This is a genomic window from Methylocella sp. CPCC 101449 (genome assembly GCF_031921685.1).
Lineage (GTDB): Bacteria > Pseudomonadota > Alphaproteobacteria > Rhizobiales > Beijerinckiaceae > Terripilifer.
The window spans coordinates 800,741-816,997 of the sequence record NZ_JAPDHU010000003.1 but is presented as its reverse complement, the minus strand read 5'-3'; the positions used below and the strand labels follow the sequence as shown (position 1 = coordinate 816,997).

The 16,257-nt window shown below is 60.6% G+C and carries 19 protein-coding genes; 10 read left to right on the top strand and 9 right to left on the bottom strand.

Annotation, left to right across the window (positions count from 1 at the left end):
• Window positions 1–220 precede the first annotated feature (220 nt).
• The 6 genes from OIM99_RS24050 to OIM99_RS24025 all read left to right on the top strand — a co-directional run bounded on the left by OIM99_RS24050 (window position 221) and on the right by OIM99_RS24025 (window position 4,175).
• Window positions 221–967, top strand: a complete 747-nt coding sequence (locus OIM99_RS24050) for a response regulator transcription factor (protein WP_311853021.1) — start codon at window positions 221–223, stop codon at window positions 965–967.
• Entirely contained in the window at window positions 964–2,379 is a 1,416-nt protein-coding gene (locus OIM99_RS24045; protein WP_311853020.1) for an ATP-binding protein, read from the top strand. Before OIM99_RS24050 ends, OIM99_RS24045 begins: the two co-directional genes overlap by 4 nt.
• 90 nt (window positions 2,380–2,469) lie before the next feature.
• The gene (locus OIM99_RS24040) at window positions 2,470–2,727 is read left to right on the top strand and encodes a hypothetical protein (RefSeq protein ID WP_311853019.1); all 258 of its coding nucleotides are present in this window, start codon (window positions 2,470–2,472) and stop codon (window positions 2,725–2,727) included.
• Between the two features lie 235 nt (window positions 2,728–2,962).
• Window positions 2,963–3,223: a hypothetical protein gene (locus OIM99_RS24035; protein ID WP_311853018.1), complete on the top strand. Its 261-nt coding sequence runs from the start codon at window positions 2,963–2,965 to the stop codon at window positions 3,221–3,223.
• 193 nt (window positions 3,224–3,416) lie between these two features.
• On the top strand, window positions 3,417–3,731 hold the full coding sequence (locus tag OIM99_RS24030) for a hypothetical protein (protein ID WP_311853016.1): 315 nt from the start codon (window positions 3,417–3,419) through the stop codon (window positions 3,729–3,731).
• A gap of 150 nt (window positions 3,732–3,881) precedes the next feature.
• Window positions 3,882–4,175, top strand: coding sequence for a zinc-ribbon domain-containing protein (locus tag OIM99_RS24025; protein WP_311853014.1), 294 nt, complete (start codon window positions 3,882–3,884; stop codon window positions 4,173–4,175).
• Here the strand turns inward: OIM99_RS24025 and OIM99_RS24020 are convergent.
• Complete coding sequence (locus OIM99_RS24020) at window positions 4,172–5,083, bottom strand: cation diffusion facilitator family transporter (protein WP_311853013.1); 912 nt, start codon at window positions 5,081–5,083, stop codon at window positions 4,172–4,174. The two genes, OIM99_RS24025 and OIM99_RS24020, sit on opposite strands and share 4 nt — an antisense overlap.
• 285 nt (window positions 5,084–5,368) lie before the next feature.
• Here OIM99_RS24020 and OIM99_RS24015 point away from each other — a divergent pair, with 285 nt between their 5' ends.
• Window positions 5,369–7,675, top strand: a complete 2,307-nt coding sequence (locus tag OIM99_RS24015; protein ID WP_311853012.1) for a molybdopterin-dependent oxidoreductase — start codon at window positions 5,369–5,371, stop codon at window positions 7,673–7,675.
• On the opposite strand, the gene OIM99_RS24010 is transcribed toward OIM99_RS24015, so the two are convergent.
• Both OIM99_RS24010 and OIM99_RS24005 read right to left on the bottom strand, forming a co-directional pair.
• Window positions 7,668–7,991 (bottom strand): signal recognition particle, encoded by a 324-nt coding sequence (locus OIM99_RS24010; protein ID WP_311853010.1) that lies wholly within the window; start codon window positions 7,989–7,991, stop codon window positions 7,668–7,670. The two genes, OIM99_RS24015 and OIM99_RS24010, sit on opposite strands and share 8 nt — an antisense overlap.
• Before the next feature lie 61 nt (window positions 7,992–8,052).
• Window positions 8,053–8,340: a hypothetical protein gene (locus OIM99_RS24005; protein ID WP_311853009.1), complete on the bottom strand. Its 288-nt coding sequence runs from the start codon at window positions 8,338–8,340 to the stop codon at window positions 8,053–8,055.
• 261 nt (window positions 8,341–8,601) lie between these two features.
• Between OIM99_RS24005 and OIM99_RS24000 the strand changes: the two genes are divergently transcribed.
• The gene (locus tag OIM99_RS24000) at window positions 8,602–9,837 is read left to right on the top strand and encodes a GTP-binding protein (RefSeq protein WP_311853008.1); all 1,236 of its coding nucleotides are present in this window, start codon (window positions 8,602–8,604) and stop codon (window positions 9,835–9,837) included.
• A 54-nt stretch (window positions 9,838–9,891) separates the two neighbouring features.
• On the opposite strand, the gene OIM99_RS23995 is transcribed toward OIM99_RS24000, so the two are convergent.
• Window positions 9,892–10,377 carry a VOC family protein gene (locus OIM99_RS23995; RefSeq protein WP_311853006.1) on the bottom strand — a complete coding sequence of 162 codons (486 nt, stop codon included), beginning with the start codon at window positions 10,375–10,377 and terminating at the stop codon, window positions 9,892–9,894.
• 22 nt (window positions 10,378–10,399) lie between these two features.
• Complete coding sequence (locus OIM99_RS23990; RefSeq protein ID WP_311853165.1) at window positions 10,400–10,825, bottom strand: VOC family protein; 426 nt, start codon at window positions 10,823–10,825, stop codon at window positions 10,400–10,402.
• Between the two features lie 205 nt (window positions 10,826–11,030).
• On the opposite strand from OIM99_RS23990, the gene OIM99_RS23985 reads away from it, so the two are divergent.
• Together OIM99_RS23985 and OIM99_RS23980 are read left to right on the top strand one after the other, a co-directional pair.
• A complete protein-coding gene (locus OIM99_RS23985) occupies window positions 11,031–11,591 on the top strand; it encodes a LemA family protein (protein ID WP_311853005.1) in 561 nt (186 codons plus the stop codon).
• 34 nt (window positions 11,592–11,625) lie between these two features.
• A complete protein-coding gene (locus tag OIM99_RS23980) occupies window positions 11,626–12,732 on the top strand; it encodes a M48 family metallopeptidase (RefSeq protein ID WP_311853003.1) in 1,107 nt (368 codons plus the stop codon).
• 5 nt (window positions 12,733–12,737) lie between these two features.
• Here OIM99_RS23980 and OIM99_RS23975 read toward each other — a convergent pair whose 3' ends face one another.
• The 4 genes from OIM99_RS23975 to hpxZ form a co-directional block, all read right to left on the bottom strand.
• Window positions 12,738–13,697 carry a tripartite tricarboxylate transporter substrate binding protein gene (locus tag OIM99_RS23975; RefSeq protein WP_311853002.1) on the bottom strand — a complete coding sequence of 320 codons (960 nt, stop codon included), beginning with the start codon at window positions 13,695–13,697 and terminating at the stop codon, window positions 12,738–12,740.
• 92 nt (window positions 13,698–13,789) lie between these two features.
• Complete coding sequence (locus OIM99_RS23970) at window positions 13,790–14,281, bottom strand: GNAT family N-acetyltransferase (protein WP_311853001.1); 492 nt, start codon at window positions 14,279–14,281, stop codon at window positions 13,790–13,792.
• 39 nt (window positions 14,282–14,320) lie between these two features.
• Complete coding sequence (locus OIM99_RS23965; RefSeq protein ID WP_311852999.1) at window positions 14,321–15,784, bottom strand: MFS transporter; 1,464 nt, start codon at window positions 15,782–15,784, stop codon at window positions 14,321–14,323.
• Between the two features lie 79 nt (window positions 15,785–15,863).
• Window positions 15,864–16,253 (bottom strand): oxalurate catabolism protein HpxZ, encoded by a 390-nt coding sequence (gene hpxZ, locus OIM99_RS23960; RefSeq protein WP_311852998.1) that lies wholly within the window; start codon window positions 16,251–16,253, stop codon window positions 15,864–15,866.
• Window positions 16,254–16,257 lie beyond the last annotated feature (4 nt).

Below are 16,257 nucleotides of genomic sequence, written 5' to 3'. Positions count from 1 at the left end.
TGATCGATGCGGTTGTTCTTCCAGTCCGGTTCGAAGGCGCTGAAATAATTTGTTACAGAGGCGCAATATCGCCGATACGCGCCACCATCCCCATATCAAGCGAAAGTGACAGGTTCTGTCGCTGGGTGCTGGTTATCTCGTCGTCTTGTTCTGATTCTCTCCGGGCCGCCTCTCCTGGCCGGATGGAATCGGGCCTATCGACGTGTCTCGGGTTGAACAGATGCAAGTTGAAGCCACAAAAAATTTCGTGAACGATCATGGCCACATTGGCGTGGTCGATGACGATCCGCAGATCAGGCTGCTCGTCACCCAATATCTTCGCCGCCATGGCTTTCAGGTCTCGGCGGCGGGGGATGCGAAAGGCGCCATGGAATTGCTGCAGGCCACTCAGGTCGATCTGCTGATCCTCGACGTGATGCTGCCCGGCCGCAGCGGCCTTGATCTGTGCCGCGAAATCCGCGCGACCCTGTCCTTGCCGGTCATCATGCTGACGGCACGCGGCGATGAAGACGATCGCATCGTCGGGCTCGAGGTCGGCGCCGACGATTATGTCACCAAGCCGTTCAGCCCGCGTGAACTGCTGGCGCGCATCCGTGCCGTGCTGCGGCGTATCCGCGGCGATGACAAGCCGGGTTCGATCGAGCGCGACGACGTGGTGCGTTTCGACGGCTGGATGCTGGACTTGCGCCGGCGCGAACTGGTGTCGCCGTCCGGTACGCTGGTCGACTTGTCGACCGGCGAATTCGATCTTCTCAACGCTTTCATCGAACATCCCAACCGCATTCTCACCCGCGATGCTTTGCTGGAATTCGCCAAGGCGCGATCGGCTGACACGACGGACCGGGTGATCGATGTGCAGGTCAGCCGCTTGCGCAAGAAACTGGCGCAGGAATCGGCGGAACGGCCGCTGATCAAGACGGTGCGCGGTGTCGGCTATATGTTCGCGCCTGGTGCGCACGGGCCATGACACGGCTGATCCGCTTCCTCACGCCCGATACGGTCGTCGCGCGCGCAGTGACCGTGCTGCTGTTGGCGCTGCTCGTGGTCAATGCGGTCGGCTATATGACCTATCGCATGGGGATCGATGCCATTATCGGCGCGGCGCGTGAGCGCGAGCTGGCGGAGCGCATTTCCTCCATCACCAAAGCCGTCAACGAATTGCCGACCCCGGCCGAGCGGGATCGTGCCGCCCATGCTTTGTCGACGCTCACTCTGGAAGTGCATTGGGCGCATGTGGCGCCGAGCATCGACAATCCTGAACCCGATGCGATGTGCCGGTCGTTGTCGGAGCGGCTGAGAAAACTGCTGCCGCGAAACAGCTCGGCGCTGATCGTCGGCTACGTGCCACACAGCGATCATCGCCAGGGTGACGGCAGCGCTGTGTCGAATCAAGTCAGCAACCTCGGCGATTCTTCTTATAATCTGCAGATTTCGGCCCGGCTCGATGACGGATCCTGGCTCTGGTTCCTCTCTTATGTGCCGGGCACGGCGCCTTACATTTCCTGGAGCGCGCTTTTGGTGCCGCTCTACATGTGCGTGGCGATCATTCTCATTGCGGTTTTGTCGTTGCGCTGGGTGACACGGCCCTTGCGGCTGTTCGCCGATGCAGCGGCTAAGTTCAATATCGATGCCGAGGCGCAGAAGGTGCCGGAGTTCGGTCCAGTAGAACTACGTACTGCATCGCGTGCCATGAACAGTATGTTGGAGCGTATCCAACTGCTGGTCCGAGAGCGCACGGCGGCTCTGGCGGCGCTGTCGCATGATTTACGGACGCCGATCACGCGTATTCAACTGCGCAATGAATTGACCGAGGACGATACGCTGCGCACGGCGACAGAAGCCGATCTTGCCGAAATGAACGAGATGATCCAGTCGACCCTGGAATATCTGCGGGTCGGCGCGGCCAAGATGCCGCGGCGGGCCATCGACATCGGCGCGATGCTGCACACGATCTGCGATGAGCAGGCCGATATCGGCCATGACGTGGCGTTGAATGCGCCGCCGGGCATTCTGATGAGCGGCAGCCCCAACATCATCAAGCGTGCTCTCACAAATGTGATCGCCAATGCCTGCAAGTATGGCGAGAAGGTCAAAGTCGATCTGACGACAACGAGCGGTCACATGCAGGTAACCGTGCGTGACGAAGGGCCTGGCATTCCCGAGCAGGATTTAGAACGCGTCTTCGAACCGTTCTATCGCGTTGAAAGTTCGAGAAGTCGGACAACGGGCGGTACGGGTCTCGGCCTCACGATTGCGCGCAAAGTGATCGAAGGTCATGGTGGTTTGGTAACTTTAACGAACCGACCGACAGGCGGTCTTGAAGTCGTCGTGTCGATGCCGCTGTGCTCGATGCCCATGACCACGGCGCTGGTGAAATAATTTGTAACAGAGCGGCAATGTCGTTGATACACGACGATCCCACATCATCCTCGTGAAGGCGAAATGCTTCACAAAAGAAGGATGACTGTCATGACTAAATCTAAGACTCTTGCCGCCGCTCTGTTCGGTGTTGCTGTTGCGGCCGTTGCTGGTACGTCGGCGATGGCGCAGACCTATCGCACCGAAGCTTATTCCTCGTCCTATGACCGCGCTCAGCAGCGCGCCAATGACGTCAAGGAACTGAACAGCGATTCGGGCCTCGCCGCGCACCGCGACCTTCTGAACTCGCGTTCGGTTGCGACCTATGGCCGCGACAATCAGTACATCGGTCAGTACAACCGCGACTAATCTCGCGACTGATCGCGATTTGAATATGGGCGCCCCGATGAAGGGGCGCCCCAATTTTTTGTCGCTTGTAGTTATGGCTTGCAAGAGGTCGTCCCGCTGACGGGGCGGCCTCTTCTTTTTTGAATCGAAATAGCCGGCGACATAATTTGTAATGGTTGGGCAAAGCAACGGAAATGTAGAGGCGCCATTTCTTCTCTGCGAAGGCGAAAAGCTTCGCTGAAGAAGGATGAATATCATGACCAAGTCAAAATCTGTTGCTGCCGCTCTGTTTGGTGTTGCCGTTATGGCGCTTGCTGGCGGTTCGGCTATGGCCCAGTCCTATCGGGCGGATACTTCTTATGGTCCGTCGGCTTATGACCGTGCCCAGCAACGCGCCAACGACCTGAAGGAGCTCAATAGCGACTCCGGTCTGGCCGCGCACCGCGATCTCGTTGGTCCGCAATCTTATGCGAACTCCAGCCACGACCGTCAGTACATCGGTCGCTACAATCGCTAATCACGATATATTGAGTTACGTAGAAACATCGGGCGCTCCGCATGCGGGGCGCCCCAATTTTTTTTGAGCGCCGCTCAACGAAGACGGGCGATACAATTTGTAATTGAGCGGCAAAACGGCGGATACGCAGGCACTCCATCTTCATCCTCAAGGGAAGCGCGAAGTTTCCTACTAACCAGAGAGGATGATGACCATGAATATTTTGAAGCCCTTTACCGCCGCAATATTCGGTGTGGCCTTTGCCACGCTTTCGGGCGCCGCGATGGCACAAACGGTCAATGGCCATCGGCCGAGCGACCATACGATGGATTCGACGAACCACGGCTATGAAGCGTTCTACGCTGGCGACATTGTCCGTCAGCCTGCCATGAGCGGCTTCAGCACGATCTCGCCGCGCGACCGCGCCTTGCAGCGCCTGGACGATGCCAAGCGCCAGACGAGCGATGCCTATATCAGCAGCGTTGGCCCTGATGGCTTCGGGCCGGGGCCGAGCACGCGGTTTCGCTAATCGCGAAGCCGCATCCGGCTGAAGAGCGCTGATCGCAACTCCTTCGGCGATCGCGATTGGGGATCGGACATTTCGCTTCGGGGAATGTCCGGTCGCCTTCCCAAGGGAGACGGAGTATGCAGCCGTCGCCCATGAAGAGTGAGGTTGAGCATGGGTTCGCATTTTTTCGATCGCTTCGCCGGTCGTTTCGGACGGCATGGGGGCGGCCATGGTCGCCACCGTGGCGATTATGCCGATGACCGGTCGCCGCCGGCGGAAACACGTCAACAACCGACGCGGGTTCTGGTGTGCCCGCGATGCTGGGCCGATAACAAGCCGGACGCGCGCTTTTGTGGCGCCTGCGGCAATGCGCTCGGTCAGGCGAATTCGGTCTGCGCCGAGTGTGGCGTGCCGTTGACGGCGGGCGAGAAGTTCTGTTCGTCCTGCGGACGAGCGACGACTTAGAACCGATTGGGATGTTCAGCATTGCGCAAGGCCTGATCCTCGATCTGGATCGTCGTATGGGTGAGGCCGAATTTTTCATCCATGGCCTCGTTCGCGGCGACGAGAATCTGGCGGGCCTCGGTCATGTCGTCGACGACCAGATGGCAGGTCATGGCATCGAGGCCTGACGTCAGTGTCCATACATGCAGATCATGCACGGCGCGAACGCCTTTGATGTCCAATAAAGTCTTTTCCAGCAAAGCCATGTCGACTTCGGGCGGCGTGCCTTCGAGCAGAATGTGAACGGCCTGTTTCAGCAGGATCCAGGTGCGGGGCACGATGAAGAGGCCGATGCCGGCGCCGATGATCGGGTCGGCCAGTTTCCAACCGGTCAACATCACGAACAAGGCGGCGACAATGACGCCCAGCGAGCCCAGCATGTCGCTCAGCACTTCGAAATAAGCGCCCTTGACATTGAGGCTCTCAGACGAGGCGCTTGAGAGCAAGCGCATGCTGACGAGATTGACCACAAGGCCGGCGACGGCAACCACCAGCATCGGGCCGCCGAGAATATCAGGTGGGTTGAGAAAGCGCTGATAGGCCTCGTAGAGAATATAGATCGACAGGACGAGCAGGACGACCGCATTGGCCATGGCGGACAGCACTTCGGCGCGCACATAGCCATAGGTGCGTTGCGGCGTCGCCGGTTTTTCGGCGAAGCGGATGGCGATAAGCGCGAGGGCCAGGCCACCGGCATCGGTCAGCATATGGGCGGCATCGGCGAGCAGGGCCAGGCTACCCGTCCACAAAGCGCCGATCACTTCCACGGCCATGAAGCCCGTGGTGAGTGCTAGGGCCCAACGCAATTTGTTCTTATGCTGTCCTGCCGCGGTCACGGGAAGTGTGCCGTGCGAATGGCCGCCTGCCATGAGGTTCTCCGAATTCCGAGATTCTGTGCGAGCAAGATATGCAGATCTCAAATGAACACAATTACAGCGCCGCAGACGGTTCCATGACGACGTATGTGCTCCTTGCGCGGTTCCCCGGTCTTGTCGTGAAGACGGATGGTTCGCCGTTCCTGTGTGTCTGCAACGTTCGGTGCTGCCAAATTCAGTCGAGCATGGCTGGCCCGCGTCAAATCATATCGACATCGCAAGACTTTTCCGGTGTGATACCTCTCCTGTTGGGGCATTTGGGTGAGGAAGGCCAATCGAATGCGTGCGATCCAGACAGCTTCGCATTGGGGCATTTACGACGTGATGGCCGACGACAAAGGCGATCTCGTCGCAACCTTGCCGCATGCACGCGATGCGCATCCTTCGCCGCTCATTCAAGGCTTGCCGGATATCGTGCGCGACAAACTGCGCATCGATCAGCCTTATGTGCGCGAAGGTTTCCTGCGCCACCGGGGCGCTGCCCGCGCGGGCCGTGGCGGCGACCGCTTCGTCGCGGTGAGCTGGCCACAGGCGATGGGCCTCATCAAGGAAGAGCTACAGCGGGTCAAAGCCGAACATGGTAACGAAGCCATCTACGGTGGCTCCTATGGCTGGGCCAGCGCCGGGCGGCTGCATCATGCGCCGAGCGTATTGAAACGTTTTCTCGGCCTGCACGGTGGTTATGTCGACAAACTGGGCAATCATAGTTTCGGCGCCGCCGCACATATCGCGCCCTATGTCATCGGCCGGGGCGACATTCCCAATTTGCAGACGCCGTGGCCGGTGATGGTGGAGCACACACGGCTTCTGGTTCTGTTCGGTGGCGCGCATCTGAAGAATGCGCAGATCCATCCGGGCGGCCATCCACGTCATGATCTGCCGGATTGGTTCGAGCGGGCGCGCCAGGCCGGGATGGAGATCATCAATATCAGCCCGTCGCGGGATGACGTAGGTTCACATCTGACGACGCAGTGGCTGCCGATCCGGCCGAACACCGACGCGGCACTCATGCTCGCACTGGCGCACACGCTGGCGAGCGAGAACCTGCATGACCGGGCTTTCCTCGATCGTTATTGCGAGGGCTATCAGCGGTTCGAGGATTATCTGTTGGGCCGCAGCGACGGCCAGCCGAAGGATGCGGCCTGGGCGGCTCGGATTACCGAGATCGAGGCCGAGACCATCCGCGCCCTGGCGCGCAAGATGGCGGCGACGCGCACCTTGGTGGCGACGAGCTGGTCGATCCAGCGGGCCGACCATGGCGAACAGCCGGTCTGGGCGACCATTGCTCTGGCTTCGATGCTCGGCCAGATCGGTTTGCCGGGCGGTGGTTTTTCCTTCGGACTGGCGGCGACCGGCGGCTTTGGCTTGCCGATGCCGGCCAATCTGCCACGGCCGACCCTGGGTCTTGGTCCCAATGCGGTGAAGACCCACGTTCCCGTGGGGCGTATCGCCGATCTGCTGCTGCGGCCGGGCGAAGAGCTGCAATACAACGGCCGCACCATCGTCCTGCCTGATATTCGGCTGGTTTATTCGATCGGCGGCAATCCGTTTCACCACAACACCAATCTCAATCGTTTCGTCGAAGCCTGGCGGCGACCGGAAACCGTGATCGTTCACGAACCGTGGTGGGGGCCGGCGGCGAAATTCGCCGATATCGTTCTGCCGGCGACGACGACTCTCGAGCGCAACGATATTCAGGCGGCGGAGGGCAGCCGGTTCTACATGGCGATGCGTCAGGCGATCGCGCCCGTGGGGCAGGCGCGCAACGATTTCGATATTTTCGCCGAACTGGCCGACGAGATGGGATTTGGCAACGACTATCATTTCGGCCGCGACGAAATGGGTTGGTTGCGGCACATGTATGACGAGGCGGCGGAGCGCGCCGGCGGCCTTGGTTACAACCTGCCGGATTTCGATCATTTCTGGGCCGAGGGCGTTTATGAATTCCCCGAGCCGGCGCAGTCCGCGGCTTTGTTACATGCCTTCCGCGACGATCCCGATAGCCATCGGCTGGCGACGCCGTCCGGACGCATTGAGCTTTATTCGCAGACCATCGCCGGCTTCAATTACGACGATTGTCCGCCGCATCCGACATGGCTCGAACCATCGGAATGGCTGGGCGGCAATAGCGCGCGCTATCCCATTCACCTGCTGTCGAATCAGCCATCGGTGCGTCTGCACAGCCAGCTCGATCCAGCCCCCATCAGCCGCGCCGCGAAGATCAAGGGGCGCGAACCGCTGCGCATGAATGGTGCTGACGCTGCGGCGCGCGGCTTGCGCGCCGGCGATCTGGTGCGCGTCTACAACGATCGCGGCGCCTGTATTGCAGCAGTCGAGATCAGCGAAGCCTTGCGGCCGGGTGTCGCGCAGATCGCCACAGGCGCCTGGTACGATCCGGAGAAACCGGGCGCGTGCGGCAGTCTCGATAAACATGGCAATGCGAATGTGCTGACCCATGATCGCGGTACGTCGCGGCTCGGGCAGTCGTCGGCGGCGCAGACGGTGCTGGTCGAGATCGAACGCAGCAATGTGGCGCCGGAGCCCTCGGCCTTCGAACTGCCAGAGCGTGTGACGCAGGCTATTTGATGAAGCTATAGGAGCGTGCGATCCGCTCGATCTGGTGGCAATGCGCGGTTTTCTGCGAGGTCGACATTTCCTTGAGTTCTTCGGTGCGGAAGAACAAGGAATTGGTCAGCTCGGTCGGAAACTGCATGTCGTTGGCGGGAACCTGCTTGTCGATGAACTGTCGGATCGCATCCTGACTATAGGAGAGTTCGCAAGCGGCTTCGGACGCGAGCAGAGTGGCGAGGGATCGCGCCAAAGTGTTGCGTTGCGCTTCGTCCCAGGCAAAAGCCGGCCCGATGACGAGAAGACACAGGCCGATGGCCAGACTCCGTTTCATGATCCTCTCTGCGTTCAGCGCTATCGCACGCCACTTTAGCGGACGCGCCAATCGCAGCAAATTAGCCAACATGCTGAGAGGCCGCACGTAGCATGGCTTGCAGGATATCCGCATCGCCGATGTGCTCGGGCGGCTTGTCGATGTGCAGGGACAAGGTCGGCCGATCCGGCACGAACAGCAGCACGGTCGTCTGCGGCTCGGTGCAGGCGGGCGCTGCGCAATGGGCATGGCTGATCGACACCGCTGTGTCGTCGGCCAGATGGAGAACTTGGCGGACGCGTGCTTTCAGCGCGCGCCGCGCCTGGTCCAGATTTCCGGAGCGCTGTTTGCGCAGTCCTAGAGCGAACATGGCGGCCTCGAAATACGTCCGCTGAAGAGAGGACAGAGGACGGCGCAGAAGGCGCGTCTTCCGGTTTGGCTGCGCCCCTTGGCATTGTCGTTGGCGTTTGCCGGCATGGTTTTGAGGCCGTTGGCTCCAGTCAATTCCAACCGTGCAACCGGCTGTTGCTGCTGCTGTTCCCGGACTTTTCGCACATTTCACCTCGCCGGACTGGTCAGGCCACGCGCGGCCTGCTAAGAATGTTATAGTATAACATTACAGGAAAGAGCAATGGCTTTCAAAACTGTCGCCGATGCCCGGCTGCCGGTCACCGTCCTGTCGGGCTTTCTGGGGGCGGGGAAAACGACCCTGCTCAATCACGTATTGAACAATCGCGAGGGGCGCAGGGTCGCCGTCATCGTCAACGACATGAGCGAGGTGAACATCGATGCCGATCTGGTGCGCGATGGCGGCGCCAATCTTTCGCGCACCGATGAGAAACTGGTGGAGATGACCAATGGCTGCATCTGCTGCACCTTGCGCGATGATCTGCTGGCGGAAGTGCGTCAGCTCGGCGAGAGCAGGCGGTTCGATTACCTGTTGATCGAAGGCACCGGCATTGCTGAGCCTTTGCCTGTCGCCAGCACCTTTTCCTTTCGCGATGAGGCCGGCGTCAGCCTGTCCGACATCGCCCGGCTCGATACGATGGTCACCGTGGTCGATGCGGCCAATCTGCTACGCGACTATGGCTCCAATGATTTCCTGCGCGATCGCGGCGAAACGGCGGGAGCCGGTGACGACCGCACCCTGGTCGATCTTCTGGTCGAGCAGATCGAATTCGCCGACGTGATCGTCATCAACAAAGTGTCCGATGTGCTGCCGGAAAAGCTGCATCTGGTGCGTCATGTCGTGCGCGCACTGAATGCCGACGCGCGTATAGTGGAGACCGATTTCGGCCAGGCGCCGCTTGCGGCCCTTCTCGATACCGGCCTCTTCGATGAGGAAAAGGCGCAGCGCCATCCGCTGTGGTTCAAGGAGCTTTACGAGCCCGAGAAACATGTGGCCGAGACGGAGGAATATGGCATCGGCAGTTTCGTCTATCGGGCGCGGCGGCCGTTTCATCCGCAAAAGTTCAAAGCCTTCATCGATCGCACCTGGCCGGGTCTGATTCGCGCCAAAGGGTATTTCTGGCTGTCGACGCGGACGCGGTGGGTGGGAGAATTCTCGCTGGCGGGCGCTGTCGCGCGGGTGAGCGGTCTTGGCTATTGGTGGGCGGCGGTCGACAAAAGCGAGTGGTCGCACGAACAGGTCGAAGCCTTGCATCGCAATCCCCATTGGCACGCCATCTGGGGCGATCGGCGCCAGGAGTTGGTGTTTATCGGCATGGAGATGGATGAGGCGGCGATACGCGCGGCGCTCGATGCCTGTCTCGTTGGCGCTTCCGAAACGGAACGCCTCACCAAAAATGATTTCGCCGCTTTCGATCCGTTTCCAACATGGGAGCCGGCGAAAGAAGCGGCCGAGTAAAGTTGCAGCCTCATCATTGATGGCGGTCAGAGACCGCCATCAATGTCCGATCGCTCACGCGGCCTTGCCATCGAAGGCGGCCTGCACGGCGGCGACGTCGATCTTCACCATTTTCAGCATCGCCTGCATGGCCCGCTGCGCCTTGGCGCGGTCGGGATCAGAAAGCATTTGCAGCATGGCTCTCGGCACGATCTGCCAGGATACGCCGTAGCGATCCTTCAGCCAGCCGCATTGTTCGGGCTTGCCGCCGCCTTCCAGCAGCTTGTCCCACAAGCGATCGACCTCCGTCTGATCCTCGCAGTCGATCTTGAACGAGATGGCATGGGTATATTCCATGTCCATGCCGCCATTCAGCGCCATGAATTCCTGGCCGGCGACGGTGAAGTCGACCACCAGAACCGTACCGTCCTTGCCGCCGGGGGAATCGCCGACGTTGCGCTGCACTTTGAGAATGCGGGAGTCGGGCAGAAGCGACACATAGAAGTTCGCCGCTTCCTCGGCTTGGGTGTTGAACCACAGGCAGGGAGCAATTTTCGACATGATGATGTCCTTATCGATGGAGTCAGGCGGCGGGGCTGGTCGCGGCCAGGAAGGCTTCGACGTCCATCCACATCACTTCCCAGATGTGGCCATCGGGATCTTCAAAGCTGCGGCCATACATGACGCCATAATCCTGCTCCGGGACCGGATCGAGTGTGGCGCCGGCTTTCTTGGCCTTGCTGATCATGCTGTCGACGTCGTCGCGGCTGTCGGCGGACAGCGCGATCAGCACTTCGCTATTGGTCTTGGCGTCGACGATTTTCTTGTTGGTGAACTGGCGAAACTTGTCGTGCGTCAGCAACATCGCGTGGATCGTGTCGGAAAACACCATGCAGGCGCCGCTGTCATCGCAGAAACGCGGATCCTTGCGGGCGCCGATCGATTCGTAAAATGCGATCGAACGGGCGAGATCGGTGACGGGCAGATTGACGAAGATCAACTTGGACATCGACTTGGACATGGCACTCTCCTTGGGCGCGTCGGGTGGCGCCCTCCTAGGACGAAGGATCAGCCGGCGATCCGACAGGCGCATGAAAAAAAAATCTGCCGGAGGGGGCGCAGCCTATGGTCGCTTAGCTGGCAAGCTTATGATAGGACTTGGGTTATCGGCCCTCTGCAAATCTTGGGGTGGCCACGAGCGATGGAGTTTGCTCATGACTGGCTTGATTTTTTTGGGTCTGATCGTCGTCATCGCCCTGTGGCTCATCGCCAGCTACAACAGCCTCGTCGGGCTGCGGCAGCGCACCAACCAGGCCTTTGCCGACATCGACGTGCAGCTCAAACAGCGTCACGATCTCATTCCCAATCTGGTCGAGACCGTGAAGGGCTATGCGACCCATGAAAAGGGCACGCTCGAGGCGGTGATCCAGGCACGCAATGCGGCGCTGAATGCGACGGGTACGGCGCAGCAAGGCGCGGCCGAGGCGGCGCTGGGCGGCGCGCTGGGCCGACTGATCGCGCTCGGCGAGGCTTATCCGGACCTGAAGGCCAATACGAATTTTCAGCAGTTGCAGACCGAGCTGTCGGGCATCGAGGACAAGCTGGCGGCGGCGCGGCGCTTCTTCAACAATGCGGTGAGCGAGTTCAACGCGGCGATCCAGGCCTTTCCGGCCGTGCTCTATGCCCGCTCGATGGGTTTTAGCGAACGCACCTTCTTCGATGTCGGCGACACCGAGCGCAAGCAGATCGAAGTGGCGCCGCAGGTGAAGTTCTGAGCGTCAGGTGAGCGCGCGACGCGGAGCCTGAGCTATGATGCCGGTCTTTGGTCTCTATACGCATATCAGGGCGAACCGGAACCGGTCGATCTTCTTGATCGGGGCACTGTTCGCTTTGATCTATGTGTTGACCTTTGCCGGCGCGCTGGCTGCCGAAGCTTTGCAGGCGGGCGATCTGCCGCTCGACCGCATCATGGCGCGGGCCTGGCGCGATCTCGGCTCTGCCGCGCCTATCGTCACCATCGTCACGGCGATCTGGGTGTTTTTCTCCTACCGTTTCAACCAGAGCATCATCGGCCTGGCACTGTCGGCCAATGCGGTGACACGGCAGCAGGAGCCGAAACTCTACAACATGTTGGAGAAGCTCTGCATCTCGCGCGGCATGACGACGCCGCGTTTAGAGATTCTGGAGACCGACGTGCCGAACGCCTATGCGACCGGCGTCAACGACAAGCAATATACGATCACCGTCACACGCGGCCTGATGAATCTGCTCGACGATGAGGAGATGGAGTCTGTTCTTGCCCACGAATTGACCCACATCCGCAATGGCGACGTGCGGATGATGATCGTCGCCATGGTGGTGGCGGGCGTGGTGGCTTTCTTCGCCGAAATGTTCTTTCGCATCAGCGTGAGCCCGTCGGGAGGTTCGTGGACCGGCTCGTCATCCGGCAGTTCCTCTTCTTCCTCTTCCTCCGGTGGTCGCGACAAGGGCAAGGGCGGTGCCATGGCGGCGCTCGCCATCGCGGCGCTGATCGTCGCGGCTGCCTGGGTGTTGTCCTTGATGATCCGCCTGGCTCTGTCGCGTTCGCGCGAATTCCTCGCCGACGCGGGATCGGTGGAACTCACCAAAAATCCCGATGCGATGATTTCGGCGCTGCGCAAGATCGATGGTAAGGGCGAGATCAGGAACGCGCCATCGGGCATTATGGAAATGTGCCTCGACAATCCGCGCTCAGGCTTCGCCGATCTGTTCTCGACCCATCCTTCGATCGAAGCACGTGTCGCGGCTTTGAAGAACTATGCGGGCGGGCGCGAGGAGATCGTCGACAACAACGCCTCCATCGCGCCGCCGCCGGTCCCACCACCATCCGTGCCGGAAGCGGCACCGCAGGCGCCGCGTCGCGGCCCGTGGGGATAAAAGCGCTACTTTGCTTCGAGGCCAAGCTCCCGCGCCAATTTGCGCATGTCGGTTTCGGTGTCGGTCACCAGCTGGCGGAATTCATCGACCGATCCCGCATAGGGCATCACGCCGGTCTTTTCGACCAGTTCGCGATAGGCGGGGGAGGCGACCGCCTGGCCGACCTCGCGGTTGAGCCTGGCGATGATCTCAGCCGGCACACCAGCCCCAGCACAAACGCCGAGCCAGCCGTTGTCGGTGATCCGATAGCCCTGTTCGACGGCCGTCGGCACATTGGGGAAGGCGGTCAGCCGTTCCGGGCTCGTCATGCCGATATATTTGACCGAACCGGCATCAAGCAGCGGTTGCACGACGATCAGCGGTGCCACCATGAAATCCAATCGGCCGCCGGCGAGATCCATCGATGCCTCTGCCGTGCCTTTATAAGGCACACCGGTCATCTTGACGCCGGCCGCCTGCTCAAATCGCTTCGCCACCAGTTCCGGCATGGAGCCGGCGCCGACATGGCCATAGTTGAGCGCGCCGGGTTTGGCCTTTGCGTGAGCCGCGAATGAGGCGAGGTCTTGCACGGGCAGGGCTGTCGGCACCGCGAAGGCATAATAGGCTTTGGTGATCTGCGAGATTGGCGCCAGATCGGCCAATGCGTAGCCGGGATTTTTAAGCAGAACCGTATTGGTCGCATCGATATAAGTGCACAATGACAGCGTATAGCCGTCGCGCGGTTGCGACAGCACATAGTCGAGCGCGATCTTGCCACCCGCGCCCGGGCGGTTTTCGACGACAATCGACTGGCCGAGGCTGGTGCGCAGCTTTTCCGCGATGAGGCGGGCCGGCGTGTCGGTGGGGCCGCCGGCCGTGAAGCCGACGATCAGGCGGATCGGGCGATTGGGATAGCTGTCTTGCGCCTCTGCCTGTGTCGCTGTGATCGCGAGCAGAATCCCGCCTAGAAGTCGTATGCAGCCCATCGTTGTCCCCCCAGATGGGCGCAACACGTTTGCGCCCCAGTTCTCTTCCTGGAGGCTACAGACTTCATTCGATATCCGTCAAATCGTCGGGGCTATGCGTTGAACAGCATCAGGATTGCCGGGCCATTCTTGGTCTCGACGATGCATTTGCCGCGAAAACCGGCGTTGCGATAGGCATTGCGGGCGCGGACATTGTCGACATCGGGATCAATGGCGATCGTTTCCGCGCCATCGTCGCGCAAACGCAACGCCAACTGACGCAGGAAGGCCGAGCCATGGCCCTTGCCGATCATCTCGGGCTCGCCGATGAAGGCGTCGATGGCGCAGGCATCTTCAGGCAGGCGAGAGAAGTGCGGCTGCGGCCAATCCTGCACGTGATAATGCTGCGCGTAAGCAAACGGGCGACCATCGTGCGACACGACCCACATGCTGATATCGGGTTCGTCGATGTCTTCGTGCAGCAAGGCCTTCTGCTTGGCTGGGTCGCCCCACCAGCGCTTCACTTCGGGTGTGCGCAACCAGGCGCGTAGAAGAGAAAGATCGTCGCGCGTGGCCGGCCGGAAGGTATAGGCATCAGCGGACATGGGCGCAGCATCCAAGAGAATCTGGGCGATTGCAGGGCATCAGTCATGTTCAAGCGATAGAGGCGGAGCAACGCTTTCAAGCGGTTTGCGCTCGCTGGCGAGACCGAGCCAGGCGGCGAGCACCGCGGCGATCACCATCAAGCCGGCACCAATGAGATAACCAATAAACACTTGATCACGGGATCCGGTTTCAATCAGCATGCCGAAAAGCCACGGCGCGATCACACCACCGATACCCGTGCCCAAAGCGTAGAAGACGGCGATCGCCAGGGCTCTGATTTCGAGCGGAAAACTTTCGGCGACGACGAGATAGGCCGATGACGCGGCGGCCGAAGCGAAGAAAAAGGTGAGGCTCCAGGCCAATGTCTGGCTGCGCGCGTCAAGCAAGCCTTGCTGGAACAGGTAGCCCGTCACCGTCAGCAGCAGGGCCGACATGGCATAGGTGAAGACGATCATCGGCTTGCGGCCGATCGTGTCGAACAGACGGCCGAGAAGCAGGGGACCGAGAACATTTCCCAAAGCGAAGGGGAAGATGTACCAGCCGACATTGCCCGTGGGCACGCCGTAGAAGTCCGTCAGCATCATCGCATAGGTGAAAAAGATCGCATTGTAGAAAAAGGCCTGCGCGCCCATGAGGGACAGGCCGAGAAACGTGCGACGTGGATAAAGTTTGAAGAGAACACGAAACACTTCGCTCAGCGGCGTCGAGCGGCGGGTGCGAATGCGGACACGCTGTTGCACGTTTTCAAGCTGGTGATCGCGGCCGATCTCCTCTTCGATCTGGGCAACGATGGTTTCGGCGCTTTGCGGCTGGCCATGGATGATGAGCCAGCGCGGGCTTTCGGGGATGTAGCGGCGCAGGAACAGGATGACGAGGCCGATGAAGGCGCCGCCAAAGAAAGCCAGACGCCAGCCCGTTTCCGGATCGACGATGCGCGGGTCGAGCAGGATGAGCGAGGCGAAAGCCGCCAGTGCCGCGCCGATCCAAAAGCTGCCGTTGATCGCAAGGTCGGTCCAACCGCGACGGCGCGCCGGTATGAGTTCCTGGATGGCGGAGTTGATGGCGCTATATTCGCCGCCAATGCCGGCGCCGGTGAAAAAGCGCATCAGTGCGAAGCTCGGCAGATCCCAGGTGAAGGCGGTGGCCGCCGTGGCCGCGAGATAGACGAGCAGCGTAACGCTGAACAATTTCTTACGGCCGATGCGATCGGTGAGCCAGCCGAAGAACAAGGCGCCGCTGACCGCGCCGGCGAGATAAGCGCTGTTGGCGAGGCCGACGTCGGCGGCGGTGAATTGCAGGGTCGGGCTCTGGCGCAAGGCGCCGGCGATGGAGCCGGCGATCGTCACCTCGAGCCCGTCGAGGCTCCAGGTGATGCCCAAGGCGACCACCACGAGCCAGTGAAAGCGCGTCCAGGGCAGCCGGTCGAGACGCGAGGGGATGTCGGTTTCAATGACGGCTGATGAGGCCGCAGTCGGCGATGCGCTCGGCCTTTGATCCTGCACCCGAATTTCCTCGCCTGACTCAGCTTACGCGCATCTCCGAGGTAAAATGTTTCATTCGGCCAGTTGGTTCCATTGCGGATCAAACGTCCGGATCGTCGATCATGCTGACATGGGCGGCGACGATGCGCCAGCCTTCAGGCAGGCGCGCCCAGGTCTGCATCTGACGACCGACCTTGCCGGGGGCGTTGCCGGGATGGTGATGCAGCGAGGCCGTCGCGTAATCCTTGCCATAGGTGGTGATGACGAGACGATCGAACCTGCGGGTGAAGCTTCCAGACTTGCGCGCGGCGCGGAACTGCTGAATGGCGCCATAACCGTAGAGATTTTCGGCAGCGCCGTAGCGGATGGCAAGATCGTCGTTCCAGAAGAAGCCGTCCAGTGCTTGGACGTCATTAGTCGTCAGAGCCGTTTCGTAGCGCTCGAAAGCGTCCGTGACTTCGCGCAACGTTTCGGGATCGTTAATGATCACTGGA

Bases quoted from the DNA above. Each gene is read 5' to 3' on its own strand.
- OIM99_RS24045 (WP_311853020.1), top strand. From the start codon at position 964: ATGACACGGCTGATCCGCTTCCTCACGCCCGATACGGTCGTCGCGCGC.
- OIM99_RS24000 (WP_311853008.1), top strand. From the start codon at position 8,602: ATGGCTTTCAAAACTGTCGCCGATGCCCGGCTGCCGGTCACCGTCCTG.
- OIM99_RS24040 (WP_311853019.1), top strand. From the start codon at position 2,470: ATGACTAAATCTAAGACTCTTGCCGCCGCTCTGTTCGGTGTTGCTGTT.
- OIM99_RS23975 (WP_311853002.1), bottom strand. From the start codon at position 13,697: ATGGGCTGCATACGACTTCTAGGCGGGATTCTGCTCGCGATCACAGCG.
- OIM99_RS24035 (WP_311853018.1), top strand. From the start codon at position 2,963: ATGACCAAGTCAAAATCTGTTGCTGCCGCTCTGTTTGGTGTTGCCGTT.
- OIM99_RS24005 (WP_311853009.1), bottom strand. From the start codon at position 8,340: ATGTTCGCTCTAGGACTGCGCAAACAGCGCTCCGGAAATCTGGACCAG.
- OIM99_RS23990 (WP_311853165.1), bottom strand. From the start codon at position 10,825: ATGTCCAAGTTGATCTTCGTCAATCTGCCCGTCACCGATCTCGCCCGT.
- OIM99_RS23995 (WP_311853006.1), bottom strand. From the start codon at position 10,377: ATGTCGAAAATTGCTCCCTGCCTGTGGTTCAACACCCAAGCCGAGGAA.
- OIM99_RS23980 (WP_311853003.1), top strand. From the start codon at position 11,626: ATGATGCCGGTCTTTGGTCTCTATACGCATATCAGGGCGAACCGGAAC.
- OIM99_RS23985 (WP_311853005.1), top strand. From the start codon at position 11,031: ATGACTGGCTTGATTTTTTTGGGTCTGATCGTCGTCATCGCCCTGTGG.
- OIM99_RS24015 (WP_311853012.1), top strand. From the start codon at position 5,369: ATGCGTGCGATCCAGACAGCTTCGCATTGGGGCATTTACGACGTGATG.
- OIM99_RS24020 (WP_311853013.1), bottom strand. From the start codon at position 5,083: ATGGCAGGCGGCCATTCGCACGGCACACTTCCCGTGACCGCGGCAGGA.
- OIM99_RS23970 (WP_311853001.1), bottom strand. From the start codon at position 14,281: ATGTCCGCTGATGCCTATACCTTCCGGCCGGCCACGCGCGACGATCTT.
- OIM99_RS24030 (WP_311853016.1), top strand. From the start codon at position 3,417: ATGAATATTTTGAAGCCCTTTACCGCCGCAATATTCGGTGTGGCCTTT.
- OIM99_RS24025 (WP_311853014.1), top strand. From the start codon at position 3,882: ATGGGTTCGCATTTTTTCGATCGCTTCGCCGGTCGTTTCGGACGGCAT.
- OIM99_RS24010 (WP_311853010.1), bottom strand. From the start codon at position 7,991: ATGAAACGGAGTCTGGCCATCGGCCTGTGTCTTCTCGTCATCGGGCCG.
- OIM99_RS24050 (WP_311853021.1), top strand. From the start codon at position 221: ATGCAAGTTGAAGCCACAAAAAATTTCGTGAACGATCATGGCCACATT.